Here is a 14,624-nt window from a genome sequence, read left to right as displayed (position 1 = left end):
GGGTGCTGGGGTGGGAGAAGGCGTTGGACTTTGATTAGCACTAAATTCAATATTTCCTAATGTCCGAGTGGGGTTAATTTGATTTCCCACCGAAATTAAGGTGAATTTACTGGCATTTTGCACATCATATTTGCCATTATCAACAAAGACATTACCACCATTATCTTGAGGGTTGCCCAAATCTGGAGCAGAATCAGCAATCACCGTTAACCCATCTTGAAGATTTTTCTTAACTTGGTTTTTCCGTAATACGGGTTTCGATTGTCCTGATAATACCAGCCCAGAGCGGTTTTCCAGAATTTCATTTTCAATAATTAATGGGGCCGCAGAAGCTTGCACAGCGATCGCATATCCGGTATTTTGGAATTTATTCCCCCGAATTTCTCCTTTAGCATTTCCCGCTAAAGCGATCCCATTTCCCACATTTTGAATAAAATCACTATTGAGTACCGTAGGAATGGCTGTTCCCGTTGCAAATAACCCTTCTCGTTTGGATTTTGATAAAGTACAACTGGCAACGGTACAATAAACGGATTCAGCCCAGATTCCAGTTCCTCGCGTTTGCTCATTGGTGACACTGACACCCTTAACCGTCGAGTTATTTTGCATCAAAATCGTAATATTCTGAGCCGCTGCACTGGGACTGGTAAACGTACCACTCCCGACAATCACTACATCTTGGCCTTTTGTAGCTTCATTCCCCAGAATTGTGACTCCCGATGGCACAATTAAGGGAAAGACTTCCCCACTAGCAGCGTTATAGCTTCCTGGGGCGACTTGAATCACGGTTCCTGATTGGGCACGACTCAGGGCTTTAGCAATGGTTTTTAAGGGGTCAGATTGCCCACCTGTGGCAGAATCATTGCCTGTGGCAGAATTAACAAATAAGGTGGCAGATGCAGCCATCGGTACAGTTTGAGTCACGACTTGTAGAGTTCCTTTAACGCGAGTAGGACTAATAATATTTCCAAAAGAAGTTAAGCTGGCAGTTCCAGCATTTTGAACATCAAAACCGCCATTATTGCGAATGGTATTTCCCCCTGGAGTTTGCACGGTTCCCAAATCGGGTGTGGCTTGATTTAGGATAACAACGCCATCGCCACTATTGCGTTCAATTAGGTTTTGACGCAGAATCGGTTTAGCGTGATCTGCAATTAATAATCCAGAGCGATTTTCTACAATAGCATTATCTCGAATTAAGGGAGCAGCTTGATCTTTAATGGAAAGACCATATCCGGTATTTTGAAAGGTATTTCCTTGAATTTCTCCCTTGATTTCCCCTTCAATAGATACGCCATACCCTTCATTTTGAGTAAAAATACTATTGAGAATTTGAGGATTTCCTGAACCCACTGCATAAATCCCTTCCCGTTTACAGCGAGTCAAGGTACAATTGGCAATCATAGGAGATTGAGATTCAATCCAAACCCCAGTTCCACGAGTTTGAATATTGGTGACGGTTACGCCTCGCAATTGGGCGTTATTTTCCATCAAAATTGTAATATTTTGACTCGCCGCACTGGGACTGGTATAGAGTCCATTTCCTTCGATTAAAATGCCACTGCCTTTACCTGATTCATTCCCCATAACAATGACTCCAGAAGGCACAATTAGGGGGAAAGTTTCACCACTGAAACTATTATAAGTGCCAGCTTCTAGGTAAATCGTAGTTCCAGACGTGGCTTGAGACAGGGCTTTTTTTAAGGTTTTCAAGGGGGAATTGGAGTCCCCAGAACTGAAATCGTTTCCAGTGGCGGGGTTAACGTACAGAGTTACCATAATTGTGTTTTTGATTAAACCGTCTGCGCTTTATCCTAGGTTCTGTTACACCTCTGGTGTTAGGGATTCGGTCAAAAAACCGGAAAAACTTAATTTATTTTAATATTGTTCTGTTGGTTATACCTTTAGGGGGTTTCAGCCCTGATCTCAAGTTAATGCTCTGTTTTTGGGAATTCAAGATGGGCATAGCCCATCCTTCTTTTGCTTAACTGTTATAGGTGCGATAACGCCATTTAGACAGTTGAGATTCTCCAAAGCAAGCTAATCCTTGCAATTCTAAAACCCGTTTTTGCAAAGTGTCAATTAAGTTATCTTGTTCTTGCAAATAGGTTTTCAACGCATCATAATTAACTGTTGTATTCGTCGTTCCCGGCTGTTGTGTTTTACTAGAAACTAAACTCGCTAATTTTTGTTCCATTGTCGCTATTTGAGCTTTTTGGGTCGCACAAATATGCTCTAGCTGGGAATAACTTTCTGTAGAAATACTGTCAGCTAATTTTACTTCTAATTCAGTAATTTTCTCTTGTTTCATTTGCAGTTGCGCTAGAGACCCATTACTGGCATTAAGTTCTTTTTCCAGAGCTTGAATTTGCTGAGTTAATTGTGCTTCAATGGTGCGTTGTTGTTCTAATTCGTTTTGCAAGGTTTGGTGGGTTTCTGCCGAAATTTTTCCGGCCAATTCCTGTTCTAATTCAGGAATTCGATTTAATTGAGTTTGTAATTGAGCAATCGTTGATTTTTGTTGTTCTGAGGCTTTTTGTAAAGCTTGATACACTTCTACATCAACGGTTTGTGTTACTTTTTGTTCTAGTTGATGGTGTAGATTAGTAATGGTTTGTTTTTGCTGTTCTGCTTCTTGTTTTAAGGCTTCATGGGTTGCAGAATCAACGGTTTGCGCCAGTTGAGTTTCTAATTCTGATATCCTAGTTAGTTGCTGCTGTAACTGTTGAATGGTATTAGCTTGTTCTTCAACTTGCTGTTTTAAGGCTACAGTCTCAGAGGAAAGAGCAGAAGATTCTACATTAGCAGTTTCTACCGTTTCAGAGGAAGTGGAAGGTGCTGTTTCTGGAGTTTTAGGAGATAGATTTAACTCCCCTTTTCCTAGGCGTTCAAATAACTCCGATTTGGAGACTCCTAATTCTTTAGCCAAGGATTCTATCTGTTGTGCTGAATCAGCCGTTAATGAAACCGTAACTTTTACTTTGTCACTAATGGCAGAAGCAGGACGGGAAGTAGAAGGAGTGCGTTTTTTTCTATTGGTGGACATGAGACTATATTCCTTAAAAATTTCACTTAGGAGACAAGAATTTTAGATTGTGGATGTTATCACAACAATTCAACCCAAAATCTAAAAGGGTTTATCCCAAATTCATCGATTGGATGGCGGTAGACTTTCAATCGTGAGGTGTGCATCTCACTGTTGACATTTTGAATTCCTGTTCAACATTATCCTGCAATAGCCTACATTTAGAAGTATAGGGCGGTGCAGAGACAAAAAAGTGTAAATTTTGTGAAGAACAAGAGGGCGGCTCTGTGGAGCAGGCGTCCCGCCTGCTAAAGGTCTATGGAAAAAAGGAGGGTAGCTTATCTGGGAGAGCAGGAGGACAGAGGAAGTCCAACGAATTAAATTTGATCAGACTTCATTGACAACCTCCGTGCTAATAACTAGGTTTTCTTGACTGGTAATACTTGTAGCTATTTGTTGTTTTGCTCTAGCATCTGAATCATTAGGATTAACGATATTAGGTGATTATTTAACTCTTTTCTATTTTAACCTATTTTATTGTAGGAGTGTTGAGGGTGCGATCGCTTTTTGGGGTCTAAGGGAGTTAGGAGTGCGATCGCTTTAACTACACTAATTTACAAGTCAGGATGTTTTACTGTTGAAATAGATAAACTTTGAGACTTTTTAATAAATTTTTCATCAAAAGTATAAAATTCTAAACAATGATTACTTGAAGCTAAATGAAAAGCATCGGCAAAATCTACACCATTTTCATGCCATTCGATAATTTGTAAAATCAACTTTTCATTTGTTAAATAAACATTCGGTAAACCCAAAACCTTTCTAAAAGCTTGGCAAATTTCTAATGGTTTAAACTTGTAAGCAAACCGCAACACCCATTCAGTTTCTAAGATTACAGTATCAGGAATAAAAATATTTTTATTTTTGAACAATTCTAAACTTTGTTGATACTGTACTTCATCATCTCTAGTAATAAATCTAACAATAATATTAGTATCAATAGCAATTATTGATTCCATAATTCTTCTATTCCCTGAGCAATTGCTTGATCCATTTCTTCAATTGTTTTGGCTTTTCCTTGATACTTCAAACACCCAGCAACTTCATCTAATGTTGTTTCTGGGAAAGTTTTTTTAGGTTTTAATAAAATTCCATCACCCAGATTAATTATGATTAATTCTTGACCCACTTCCCAATGATACTGATCTCTTAAGATTTGAGGAATAGTAACTTGACCTTGACTTGACAATTTAGTAATTTCCATTGAACTAATAGTTATATATTTTTTCCTATTGTAATTTTAACATAGATTGCTGTTTGTAGGTAACTAATGATGATGCGATCGCTTCTTGGGGTGTAAGGGAGTTAAAAGTGCGATCGCTAATATAACACCTTCAACAAAACTTTAACTTATCACTCTACCCAATTCTCTAAACTTAAACCATCAACTCTCAATAAATCACTATCATTAGAAACCAGAATTAAACCTTTAACAATAGCAGTAGCAGCAATTAAAATATCTTCGGTTTGGATCGGTAATCCTCTTAACCTTAAATTAGCATGAATTTCGGCTGCTTTCTCTAAAATTGCTAAATCATCTAATAAAATAATTTGATAATCTTGGCAAAATTCATTAAATCTCTCTAGTTGTTTAGTGGCTTTTACTGCAAATAATCCTCTTTTAATTTCAAAATAAGTAATGCAACTGATACAGAGTAATTCTTTTTGAGATTCTAATTGTTTGAGCTTTTCCTTAACTTTAAGATTATTTTTCAGGGATAAGGAAACAATATTAGTATCTAATAAATAACTCATACTCATTTATTTTCGTTTAATTACTTCATCAAAAATAGCCATTTGTTCATGTGTTAATTCATTCAAAGTTCCCGCCACTGCTTCTGTCACCATAATCAGACTACAATGTTTCTTTAATTCCTGATCTGACATCGTGTTAAATTTTTCAAAAGGTAGGTTTTCTTGAAAGAGTTTAAATAATTCTTCAATCATTTCTGACTGATTCAGTTCTTCTTTAAATAAAGGACGTTCTTCCATTAAAATCGAAACAACTTGCTCAATTCTTTTCATCATGAACTCTTGTCTAACATCAGTTGATAACATATTGATTGCCTCCGTTCAAATACAATTATATAACCATTCTAATTTTAGCATATTACAGAAATCTTGCCCGATGATGTCCAAAGATATACTTTTGTTGGTGTAAGGGGTTTAGGAGAATTTGGGATATGGGATGTAAGGGAGTTAGGAGTGCGATCGCTTTTTATTTTAGGGCTGTTTATGATGATTATTATGAAATAATAGAAAATATGAGGAATTTAGGGTTGACTGGTGGAGTAATTTATGATAACTTAATCGCTCATGCAGCCCTAAAAGGGGAAATTGATAAAATATTAACCCTTAATCCTAAACATTTTATTCGTCTGGGCGATCGCATTGCTGAATTAGTAGAAATTGCTTCATAGTGTGATCGCTTTTTATTTTAGGGTTGTTGATGATGCGATCGCTCATTTTGCCTGTTCGGTGTTCGGTGTTCGGTGTTCCCTAACCATCAATGTGAGTAACTTATGACATTACCCCTAGGTTTGCTTATCAATTACATTAAAAATTTCAACCCATTGGATATTAATAAATGTTAAACTAAAAAGTAAAGTACATAACAGGTCAAGTAAGGACTAACCATGTTATCTCAACCTATATTTGATGATCGTGCGCTGAATGAGTCTTTGTACCAAGCGTTGATTGAACGTTTCCGTGAAACTCTACCCTCCTCAAGCCAATCTCAACTGTTAGAATGCAGCTTTGGTTTTGCTCCCAGTCCCACCGGAGTCAAAACCTTTTTTATTGTTACCCCTGCTTTGGGGGTCGCTGAACAGTTGTTATCGGATATAGAGCAGATTGTTGAACGAGTGCAAACCTTAATGGTTGGAGTTGGACAAGTGGCTCTGTGTATTCAACCTCACGACCACCCTGTAGAAACCCCTAACTCATCCTCGGTTTGTCACCCGTCCCAAACCCTTCATCCTCAATATATGATGTGTAAGATCTTCCCGGTTAATAGTGAACCGCCCAATTTAGAAGATTAAACCCGTATATCTATTGGAGGAAACCCGGAACACTTAACGGGTTATTGCGCTATTCCCGTTACCTTCGGATTCAATGACTTCACGGACTCGATAGATAGGTCGATCTTGAGACTCATGATAGGTTCGCATTAACAGTTCAGCTAATAAACCAAAACAAAACAGTTGAATTCCGGTAAGGGTCAGTAATACCGCAAACGTGAGTAAAGGACGATCAGCAATTCCTTCGCCCAAAAACAGTCGAATAAAGGTCAAATAAATACCAACAATAAGTCCAAAGACAAAAGCCAACATTCCTAATAGACCAAAAACGTGCATAGGTCGAGTCAGGAATTTTTTGATAAAGGAAATGGTTAATAAATCCATCACCACCCGGAAGGTCCGATCTAAACCATATTTACTCTGACCAAAACGACGAGCATGATGGTTAACCGGGATTTCAGTAATTCTCGCTCCTTCAATAAAGGCTAAAGCGGGTAAGAATCGGTGAAGTTCTCCATAGAGCTTCATATCGGCGATTAACTCACTGCGGTAAGCCTTAAGAGAACAACCATAGTCATGTAGCTGTACCCCAGTCATCTTACTAATCAGCCAGTTCGCAATGCGAGAGGGAAGTAAACGAGTGATTTTGGCATCTTGTCGATTTTTACGCCAACCACTGACGACATCGAAACCCTTACCCAACTCTGTCAGAAGTAGAGGAATATCTTGGGGATCATTTTGTAAATCACCATCAATGGTAATAATCACCTGACCCTGAGAATATTTGAATCCCGCCGCCATTGCTGCGGTTTGGCCATAATTGCGGCGGAGAATAATGGCTTTGAGATGAGGATTGGTTGTGGCTTCCTGTTTCAGGAGTTCCGTGGAACCATCGGTTGAGCCATCATCGATACAAACCAATTCATAATTTAAACCCAAAGAAGTCATATTACCATCAATCGCTGCTATCAATCGGGGTAAACTTTCGACTTCGTTATAGATAGGAACAACGATAGAAATAGCTAAGGAGTGAGAACCAAAAATTAAATCTCCATACTGTTTCTGAGATTCTGGCGTTTTTAAAATGGGCGGTTGTGAAATATCCATCTTATCCTCTAAGTTCTTACAAAAGGAAATAGTTGTATTAGGAAATTTTAGGAACACATAGACATTAATTAAGTATTGTCTTGTCTAGGATAGAATTAGTAAAAAAAACATACAGTTAGAATTAACGAGAACTCTATCCTTCCTAAAAAAATGAATTCCTGTGGTAAAGATTAATTACAGGGCAGGAAAAACAGTAGATAGAATGTCCTTGGGTTAGCCTATAGATAATTTCTGAGTATAAAATAACTGAGGAAACCAATTATATCAAGTGTCTCTTGAAGATTTATCTTTTCGGCTCAATCCCAATACGAGGACAACATTACCCCAGGAGGCAAAGGCTTGAGATGAGAAAATTTTACTGCGGGGTGGTTGATGTGGTTGTCGGTATAGCCGGAGTCACCTTAAATACTTGAATGGGTTGAAATTCAAGGCTACTAAAGGTTTTTTCCTGTTCAATTTTAAACTGTTTTCCCCCTACTGTGGTAAATACTTGATTCATCCCCTCGGTTTCTTTGCAGAATAGCCAGCAAACAAACCAAAGATTCGATTTTAAAGGTAAGGTTCTATCCAACTGTTGTTGAATATAATCTGGGGTTAACTTGTCCTCAGATCCGGGATGATTCAGTAAATAAACTTGATTGGGGTCGGGATAATAGCGAGACAAAGATAGGGGGAAAAAGTCGGGAGTAGAGTGCATGACAATCAAATCATTGGGTTGTTTATTTTGGTAAATATATTGGGCTGCTCCTTGCCAATCATTGCGATATAATTTCGTGTAGTAATCGAAAAGACTACCTGTAACACCAATACAGTAAGCGATGGCTATGGCGATCGCTAACGGTTTTTTCCAATTCCAAATGACAACAAATCCCGCCGCTAGAAGAATGAGAAAATAAGGAGCAACTAACAAAAGATAACGGGGAAACCAGATAGAATTTTTATAATAAGATACAAACAACATCAAACCAGCCGGAATAATCGCCCAAGTTGCTAACCAAATTAACCGTTCTGAAGGATATTTGCTAAAAATATTTAATAGGGAAATCACCAATAAAACAATCAAAACCGCAGTCAGACCCGCATAGAATAAAAGAGACAAGGTTTTTACACTCAACAATTGACTTAACAGTGTCGCATCTGTTAACTCATTTTTATTCAGAATAATTTGATTAGATTCAAGCAAATTTCTTAAAGGCCAGTATACGCTAAATTGGGTTAACATCCCAATAATTTGAGCTACTCCAGGCTTGGAATAGTCAGCAACTTGCTTCTCCATAAAATCATCTGCTCCCCCTCCTATAGTAAGTACCCAGAAAATGGGGAGGAAAAATAAACCAATGATGGATAAACCTCCAGCAGCAGTCAGTAACCATTGACGCTGTTTGCGGAATTTCCAACCCAATAACACGATATCGGCAACCAAAATTAAAACATTATTCGCATTCGTTAAAATTAAGAATGTTCGTGCTATGACCCAACCCGATAAAGCTTTATAGGAAGGTCGCTCTAAAAAGTAACTGAGGGCTAATGTTCCCGCTACACTCAAGAATGTAATCACGGTGTACATCCGAATTTCTTGAGCGTGATTAATAAATAGAGGGGAAACACTAGCCATAAATGCGGCTATTAATCCGGTAGACTTCCCGACAATGCGATATCCCAACCAATAGGTAAAGTAAATACTCCCTAAACCAAAAATAATCGATAAACCTCTTAACCAAGCATCGCTATCGCCAAACTGCATCCAGCCTTTCAGGATCATGTAGTAGAAGGGGCGGACATAAGGGAGAGTAAACTCAAAGGATTTAGCATCACGAATACTCAGCATTTCATCAATCCACACACTTTCGGTACTGAGTTGATATAACCGCAGTCCCGTAGCCAGTAATAGAATCAATAGAATCGGTATCTGTTCAAATAAAAGTTGTTGAGTATTTTTACCAGAGGAAGACAATGTTAACTTAGGATCAATCTGGGATTCCACTGAGTGTCCCTCCTGTATGAGAAAATTTGGGGAGTTGTTTGACAAAAACAATAATTGGCTTCAAGTGTAATCTAAGATTTTTGGATCACGACTCTCAGCGAGAACACTTAAACTATATACCCAAAGTGTCCCAAAACGGTTAGAATGCTTCCCCTCAAAAGCTGGAATGCTTTGAAGACAACCCCCATTTGTAAAGCTAAGGGAGACTCCCCTTTACAAATGACATCCCTTTGTAAAGTTCTATGAGCAAACCTAAATTTTAATTTTACAGTTACTTTAAAAAAAAGGAATGAAATATAAATTTTCTGTAAACAGAGGGATTTTGATACTGTAGTGCGGTTTGAACAAGAGTTAGACTTAAAGCTCAGAGAATTTACTGAGAATATATAAAAAGCTTTGTGCCTTAAACCGAATTTACACATACATACAGGAGACTAACTATGGCTGCCACTCAAGTTTTTATGACTGAAGCTGAAAAAATGGTATTAACAGGATCAACCCAGAAACTGTCAGGAAGTTATGCTTCAGGGGGTGCATTTATTCGCGTGAAGGGATCGACGGGAGCGACAGGAACACTAACCACAGGATTTACGGGTGAATCGGGTGCTTATGATATTGTCGTAAAATATTTTGATGAAAATGATGGTGTATCTAGCCTTTCTGTAGGAGTTCAAGGGACTACCATTGATAGTTGGCTAGCCGATCAAAATTTGGGAGGAGGTAGTCCTTCGGCTATAACGTTAACAGAAAAAGTGATTAAAAATGTTCAAATTAACACAAGTGACAAGATTGAAATTAAGGGAACTGTTAACGGAGGGGAAAATGCCGGGGTTGACCGGATTGATTTAGTTCCAACTGACAATACTGCTCCGACTCCCAGCTTAACAGCTAATAATATTGATGTCACTTCGGGTGATACTGAGGCTTACACCTTTACGGTTCAATACACTGATAATTGGGGAGTTGATCTTTCCACGATTGATAGTAAGGATATTAAGGTAACAGGCCCCCATGGGTTTAGCCAAGATGCAACTCTAGTGAGTTCAAGTCTGAGTAGTAATGGTAAAGTCGCTACCGCCACCTATGAAATTGCTCCCCCTGGTGGCTATTGGAATATTCAGGAAACCGGAACTTACACCATTGAGATGCAAAGCAATCAAGTGCTTGATCTCGTTAACAATCCTGTGACAGATGGAAACCTAGGAACCTTCGATGTTTCTGTTACTAGCGGTGGTGACGACGTTAACTACAGCCAAGCGCCTAAAGGGGTCTATATTAACTTGGAAACAGAAATGGGTTCCATTCCTGATGCCAGCAAAACCCTGAAAATCATGCCTTTGGGAGACTCGATTACCGCAGGGCGATCAAATGATTATCAACTCGAAGATGACTGGGTAGGATATCGCAAGGATTTATACGAAAACTTTCAATTTTTTAATGTTCCGATTGATCTCGTTGGTAGCGAGGCAAACGGAGCATTCTCAGAGAAGCAAAATGAAGGACATCCAGGATGGAGAACCATCGATATTACAGCTGGGTTAAAGAATAATAATTGGATTCAGACTGCTGATCCTGATGTGATTCTTCTGATGATTGGGACAAACGATACTGGAGGAAGTGTCGATACGATGAAGAAGAATTTAGGGCGTTTAATTGATGCGATTACGGACACGAGCAAAAATCCTAGCTTTGATAACGGCAATTTGTTAGTCAGTACGATTGCACCCATGCATCCCAATAGTTCTTACTATAGTTCTCGAATGAGTAAAGTCATAGAGTACAACCAAAGTATTCCTGATATTGTCGCTCAACAGCCGGCTTCAGAAAAAGTCAGTTTTGTTAATATGTGGCAAGGGTCAAACGCAATTCTGGAAACAGATATTACACCTCCACCTGCTGATAATGGTTTACATCCTACCGAAGCGGGTTATCAGAAGATGGCTTACTATTGGTTTGACTCTATTCTTAATAACACCCAACAAAAGGACATTCTCGCAGATAAAACTAATGTTGAAGGGTCAGCTTATAACGATATGATTTTTGGCAATGCCTCCAGCAATCATCTCGAAGGAGGCGAAGGTGCTGATCAAATTACCGGGGGTGAAGGTGCTGATCAAATCAACGGTGGTGCAGGTGCCGATCAAATCAACGGTGGTGCAGATGCCGATCAAATCACCGGTGGTGCAGATGCTGATACCTTTATTTACAATAACCCCAATCACGGTCAAGACATCCTAACAGATTTTAATCCCAGTCAAGGTGATGTTTTTGCTATTTCCGCTTCCGGGTTTGGGGGTGGATTAGTAGCCGGAACAGCGTTAAGCACCACTGAATCCAGTACGGGTGTTTTTGCCAGTGGTACAACCTTAGATTATTTAGGAAGTATGGCTCATTTCTTCTATGACACCTCTACCGGTGTACTCAGTTTTGATCCTGATGGCAGCAACGCTCAACCTCTTACCCCCTTAGCAACGCTCACCACTAAACCGATTTTAACGGCTGATCAGTTCACGATTGTTTAATCCTAGAGGAACAAACTTTCTCTATCAAAATGAGGATAATTTGATGCAAATAGATGGGTTTTTTATTCTGAAGAAAGAGGATAATTTCTCCTAATTATCAGATAATCTTTCTTCAGAAGGATGAATCCCCTATCTTGATTTGGCTAACGTAGGAAAGATAAGATTTATCTCTTAAAAATAGAGGAATTTAATATGGCTTTCCTGCGAATTGAAGATTTTGATCCCGATTATAAAAATGCGTTTGATGGAGAAGAAATCATTGGCTTAGACGTCTATTCGGATGTCCAAGAAGAAAAAATTGGCAGTATTACCGATATTTTAGTAGATGAATCCGGTCATTTTCGATATTTTGTCGTTGATTTAGGCTTTTGGATTTTTGGAAAAACAATTTTACTCCCGGTCGGTCGTTCCCGAATTGATTATCAATCCCAACGGGTTTATACTAATGGATTAACGAAAGAACAAGCAACACATCTTCCTTCTTATCAGCACTTAGAAACGAAAGGATACGATTACGAAGAACAAGTCAGAACAACCTATCGTCTTCCTTATATGGGTGAAGTTCCCATTCGCAGTGATCAGGAATATATAATGCCCAATACGAGCGAAATTCAGTCCGCGCCTGTGTTAGATTGGAAAACTATCAATCCTGACCATTATAGTTATGATCTTGAACCGAGTTTATATCGATTAAATGAACGGGATCATCAACAATTAAAACGATATGAAGAACGATTAATCGCTCATAATTCCCTCAACAAATCCCATTCTATAATTCGTTAGTAAAGACGCGCCCTGTAGAGACGCGCCATGGCGCGTCTCTACAGAACTGATTACTGTTAAGTTAAATTTTCCTTCTGTCCCGTTTAGGAAAAACTCAATGTTCCTTGCTCTCCATCCAGATAAGCTATCCGACCAACGGGTAAAATAGCATTAGATCCTTCATGACCGAAGGGTAAATTAGACACAATTGGAATTCCTAAATCGCCTAAGCGATCGCGCAATACCTCTTCTAAGGTAAAACTATTAGGATTTCCCTTAGCTTCACAACGACTAAATCGTCCTAACGCAATTCCTTGAACCCCTTTAAATGCACCTACCATCCGCCAGTGAGTTAACATTCGATCTAAACGATAGGGTTCTTCATTAACATCTTCTAAGGCGATAATGGTATTGGTTAAATCTGGTTGATAAGCTGTTCCTAATAAATGAGTCGCAACCGTTAAATTAGCCGGAAATAATCGACCGGAAGCACAACCTTTTACCCAACTTTCCCCTCTTAACGCTTCAAAATATCCCGTTTCAACCCCTTTAAATAAACGTTGAATTGACCAATCTGGTTCACTGGCTAAGGTTGTTAAAACAGGGCCATGAATGCCCATAATGTGTGAATGATTGGAAAAGGCCCATAATAATCCTGTGATATCAGAAAACCCAATTAAAAATTTAGGAATAGTCGCAATTTCAGGAAAATCATCCCCATTCCATCCTTCTAATAATCGAGTTGATCCAAACCCCCCTCTGGCGCACAAAATACCCCGACAGGTTTCATCTGTTAAGGCTTCTAAAAGTTGTTGTCGTCGGTTTTCATCGCTTCCGGCTAAATATCCCCAGGATTGATCAAAACCTGGTGTAAATTCAATTTTATAACCGTGCGATCGCCAAATTTCAACTCCTGTTTCAAAACGTTCCCATTCTTTTAACGCTCCACTGGGCGCAATTACTCGTAATTTATCACCCGGTTTTAATCCTGGAAAATTAGTCATAATTGATGATTTTATTAATAATAAAAAGTTCTAAATAATTTACGATGAAATCACCTGAAATAACCACTGTTCAATGCGATCGCCTAAAGCGTCTAAAGAATATTCTGTTTCCGCCTGTTGACGACAGAGAAAACGGTCAATTTGATCTAGCTTTTGAATAGCCTGAACTAACTGATTAATATTATCAGGTTCTACTAACCAACCGGTTACGCCATCTCGAATAATTTCTGTTGGCCCTCCTCGGCGATAGGAAATCACGGGAACGCCACAAGCTAATGCTTCTATTGCTACATTCCCAAACGCTTCTATCCAGTGATGAGTCATGACTAAAGCTCGACATTGACGAACTTGTTCTTGAAGTTTTTCCGTTGATAAAAAGCCTAAGTATTGAATTGGAGCATCGGAATAATTTTGAACAATGGTTTGCCAGTAAGCTTCATCTTGAATTTTACCCATAATCATTAAGGGAATTCCCGTTTTCTGGGAAGCCGCAACCGCATCTTCTAAACCTTTTTCAGGAGAAATTCTACCCACCCAAGCTAATTGATTTTTCGGTTCTGCACAAAACTGATATTGAGATAAATCAATGGCATTACTTAAACAAAAATAACCTGCTTTTAACCCAAAAGTTTCGGCTTGACTATGGGTATGAAACGCAATGGAACCCGGACACTGTTGAATGGCGTTGTGAACAACTTGATCCATGACATCAGTTAACGAACCCATACTGACTAAATGGATTAATTTACCGTTAAAAAAAGGCGTTAAAAATAAAGGCAACCAATCATAAGCAAAGTTCAAAATAATATCATATTGATCAGCAACTTGTTGAGCATAATTCCACAAATTCGTTAACACGGAATTATCGGGCAAAATCACCGGATCATGACGGTTTTGGGTTTGGGCTAAAGTTTGTAATTCCCCTGGAATTCCCACTACTGAAAAAGACTCTAATTGAGACGTTTCAGGAGCTACAATGGTAACTTCATGATCTCGTTGACGCAGAACCGTTGCCAGATTTAAGACTGTTAATTCTACACCTCCTCCCAATCCCGATCCCAACGGCCCAACGGGAGTCGATACTAATAATAGTTTTAAGCGTTGATTCATTGTATTTGAGATAGTTATTGTTGGATTGAA

General features: G+C 38.8%; 14 protein-coding genes. 4 read left to right on the top strand and 10 right to left on the bottom strand.

Translation table 11 applies throughout. The annotated features are described in order from the left end of the window. The 6 genes from IQ236_RS19420 to IQ236_RS19395 all read right to left on the bottom strand — a co-directional run. Nucleotides 1–1,779 (bottom strand): DUF1565 domain-containing protein (locus IQ236_RS19420; RefSeq protein ID WP_193870821.1); only part of this gene is annotated, 1,779 nt, incomplete at its 3' end. A 205-nt stretch (nucleotides 1,780–1,984) separates the two neighbouring features. Continuing rightward, nucleotides 1,985–3,046 carry a ribbon-helix-helix protein, CopG family gene (locus tag IQ236_RS19415; RefSeq protein WP_193870820.1) on the bottom strand — a complete coding sequence of 354 codons (1,062 nt, stop codon included), beginning with the start codon at nucleotides 3,044–3,046 and terminating at the stop codon, nucleotides 1,985–1,987. A 593-nt stretch (nucleotides 3,047–3,639) separates the two neighbouring features. Beyond that, nucleotides 3,640–4,044, bottom strand: coding sequence for a type II toxin-antitoxin system VapC family toxin (locus IQ236_RS19410; RefSeq protein ID WP_228041747.1), 405 nt, complete (start codon nucleotides 4,042–4,044; stop codon nucleotides 3,640–3,642). Next, a complete protein-coding gene (locus IQ236_RS19405) occupies nucleotides 4,032–4,289 on the bottom strand; it encodes an AbrB/MazE/SpoVT family DNA-binding domain-containing protein (protein WP_190523530.1) in 258 nt (85 codons plus the stop codon). The genes IQ236_RS19410 and IQ236_RS19405 overlap by 13 nt, the downstream gene beginning before the upstream one ends. Before the next feature lie 149 nt (nucleotides 4,290–4,438). Then, a complete protein-coding gene (locus IQ236_RS19400) occupies nucleotides 4,439–4,840 on the bottom strand; it encodes a type II toxin-antitoxin system VapC family toxin (protein ID WP_083624424.1) in 402 nt (133 codons plus the stop codon). A 6-nt stretch (nucleotides 4,841–4,846) separates the two neighbouring features. Next, nucleotides 4,847–5,143, bottom strand: coding sequence for a hypothetical protein (locus IQ236_RS19395; RefSeq protein ID WP_193870819.1), 297 nt, complete (start codon nucleotides 5,141–5,143; stop codon nucleotides 4,847–4,849). Nucleotides 5,144–5,268: 125 nt separating this feature from the next. Here IQ236_RS19395 and IQ236_RS19390 point away from each other — a divergent pair, with 125 nt between their 5' ends. Further along, nucleotides 5,269–5,505 carry a hypothetical protein gene (locus IQ236_RS19390; protein WP_193870818.1) on the top strand — a complete coding sequence of 79 codons (237 nt, stop codon included), beginning with the start codon at nucleotides 5,269–5,271 and terminating at the stop codon, nucleotides 5,503–5,505. Nucleotides 5,506–5,721: 216 nt separating this feature from the next. Next, complete coding sequence (locus IQ236_RS19385; RefSeq protein ID WP_193870817.1) at nucleotides 5,722–6,126, top strand: hypothetical protein; 405 nt, start codon at nucleotides 5,722–5,724, stop codon at nucleotides 6,124–6,126. 33 nt (nucleotides 6,127–6,159) lie between these two features. On the opposite strand, the gene IQ236_RS19380 is transcribed toward IQ236_RS19385, so the two are convergent. Both IQ236_RS19380 and IQ236_RS19375 read right to left on the bottom strand, forming a co-directional pair. Continuing rightward, nucleotides 6,160–7,212: a glycosyltransferase family 2 protein gene (locus IQ236_RS19380; RefSeq protein ID WP_193870816.1), complete on the bottom strand. Its 1,053-nt coding sequence runs from the start codon at nucleotides 7,210–7,212 to the stop codon at nucleotides 6,160–6,162. Between the two features lie 355 nt (nucleotides 7,213–7,567). Continuing rightward, a complete protein-coding gene (locus tag IQ236_RS19375; protein WP_193870815.1) occupies nucleotides 7,568–9,196 on the bottom strand; it encodes a glycosyltransferase family 39 protein in 1,629 nt (542 codons plus the stop codon). Nucleotides 9,197–9,636: 440 nt separating this feature from the next. Between IQ236_RS19375 and IQ236_RS19370 the strand changes: the two genes are divergently transcribed. Both IQ236_RS19370 and IQ236_RS19365 read left to right on the top strand, forming a co-directional pair. Further along, nucleotides 9,637–11,718, top strand: a complete 2,082-nt coding sequence (locus IQ236_RS19370) for a GDSL-type esterase/lipase family protein (RefSeq protein WP_193870814.1) — start codon at nucleotides 9,637–9,639, stop codon at nucleotides 11,716–11,718. 192 nt (nucleotides 11,719–11,910) lie between these two features. After that, entirely contained in the window at nucleotides 11,911–12,501 is a 591-nt protein-coding gene (locus tag IQ236_RS19365; RefSeq protein WP_193870813.1) for a PRC-barrel domain-containing protein, read from the top strand. A gap of 83 nt (nucleotides 12,502–12,584) precedes the next feature. On the opposite strand, the gene IQ236_RS19360 is transcribed toward IQ236_RS19365, so the two are convergent. Continuing rightward, a complete protein-coding gene (locus IQ236_RS19360) occupies nucleotides 12,585–13,484 on the bottom strand; it encodes a S66 peptidase family protein (protein WP_193870812.1) in 900 nt (299 codons plus the stop codon). A 39-nt stretch (nucleotides 13,485–13,523) separates the two neighbouring features. Beyond that, nucleotides 13,524–14,594, bottom strand: coding sequence for a glycosyltransferase family 4 protein (locus tag IQ236_RS19355; RefSeq protein WP_193870811.1), 1,071 nt, complete (start codon nucleotides 14,592–14,594; stop codon nucleotides 13,524–13,526). Nucleotides 14,595–14,624 lie beyond the last annotated feature (30 nt).

The sequence above is a fragment of the Planktothrix mougeotii LEGE 06226 genome (assembly GCF_015207485.1).
In the GTDB taxonomy this organism is placed as follows: Bacteria; Cyanobacteriota; Cyanobacteriia; order Cyanobacteriales; family Microcoleaceae; genus Planktothrix.
The sequence above is the reverse complement of the archived record's forward strand: the minus strand, read 5'-3'. Positions and strand labels throughout refer to the sequence as shown.

Coding starts and splice junctions, on each gene's coding strand:
- IQ236_RS19415 (WP_193870820.1), bottom strand. CDS start 3,046: ATGTCCACCAATAGAAAAAAACGCACTCCTTCTACTTCCCGTCCTGCT.
- IQ236_RS19410 (WP_228041747.1), bottom strand. CDS start 4,044: ATGGAATCAATAATTGCTATTGATACTAATATTATTGTTAGATTTATT.
- IQ236_RS19405 (WP_190523530.1), bottom strand. CDS start 4,289: ATGGAAATTACTAAATTGTCAAGTCAAGGTCAAGTTACTATTCCTCAA.
- IQ236_RS19400 (WP_083624424.1), bottom strand. CDS start 4,840: ATGAGTTATTTATTAGATACTAATATTGTTTCCTTATCCCTGAAAAAT.
- IQ236_RS19395 (WP_193870819.1), bottom strand. CDS start 5,143: ATGTTATCAACTGATGTTAGACAAGAGTTCATGATGAAAAGAATTGAG.
- IQ236_RS19390 (WP_193870818.1), top strand. CDS start 5,269: ATGGGATGTAAGGGAGTTAGGAGTGCGATCGCTTTTTATTTTAGGGCT.
- IQ236_RS19385 (WP_193870817.1), top strand. CDS start 5,722: ATGTTATCTCAACCTATATTTGATGATCGTGCGCTGAATGAGTCTTTG.
- IQ236_RS19380 (WP_193870816.1), bottom strand. CDS start 7,212: ATGGATATTTCACAACCGCCCATTTTAAAAACGCCAGAATCTCAGAAA.
- IQ236_RS19370 (WP_193870814.1), top strand. CDS start 9,637: ATGGCTGCCACTCAAGTTTTTATGACTGAAGCTGAAAAAATGGTATTA.
- IQ236_RS19365 (WP_193870813.1), top strand. CDS start 11,911: ATGGCTTTCCTGCGAATTGAAGATTTTGATCCCGATTATAAAAATGCG.
- IQ236_RS19360 (WP_193870812.1), bottom strand. CDS start 13,484: ATGACTAATTTTCCAGGATTAAAACCGGGTGATAAATTACGAGTAATT.
- IQ236_RS19355 (WP_193870811.1), bottom strand. CDS start 14,594: ATGAATCAACGCTTAAAACTATTATTAGTATCGACTCCCGTTGGGCCG.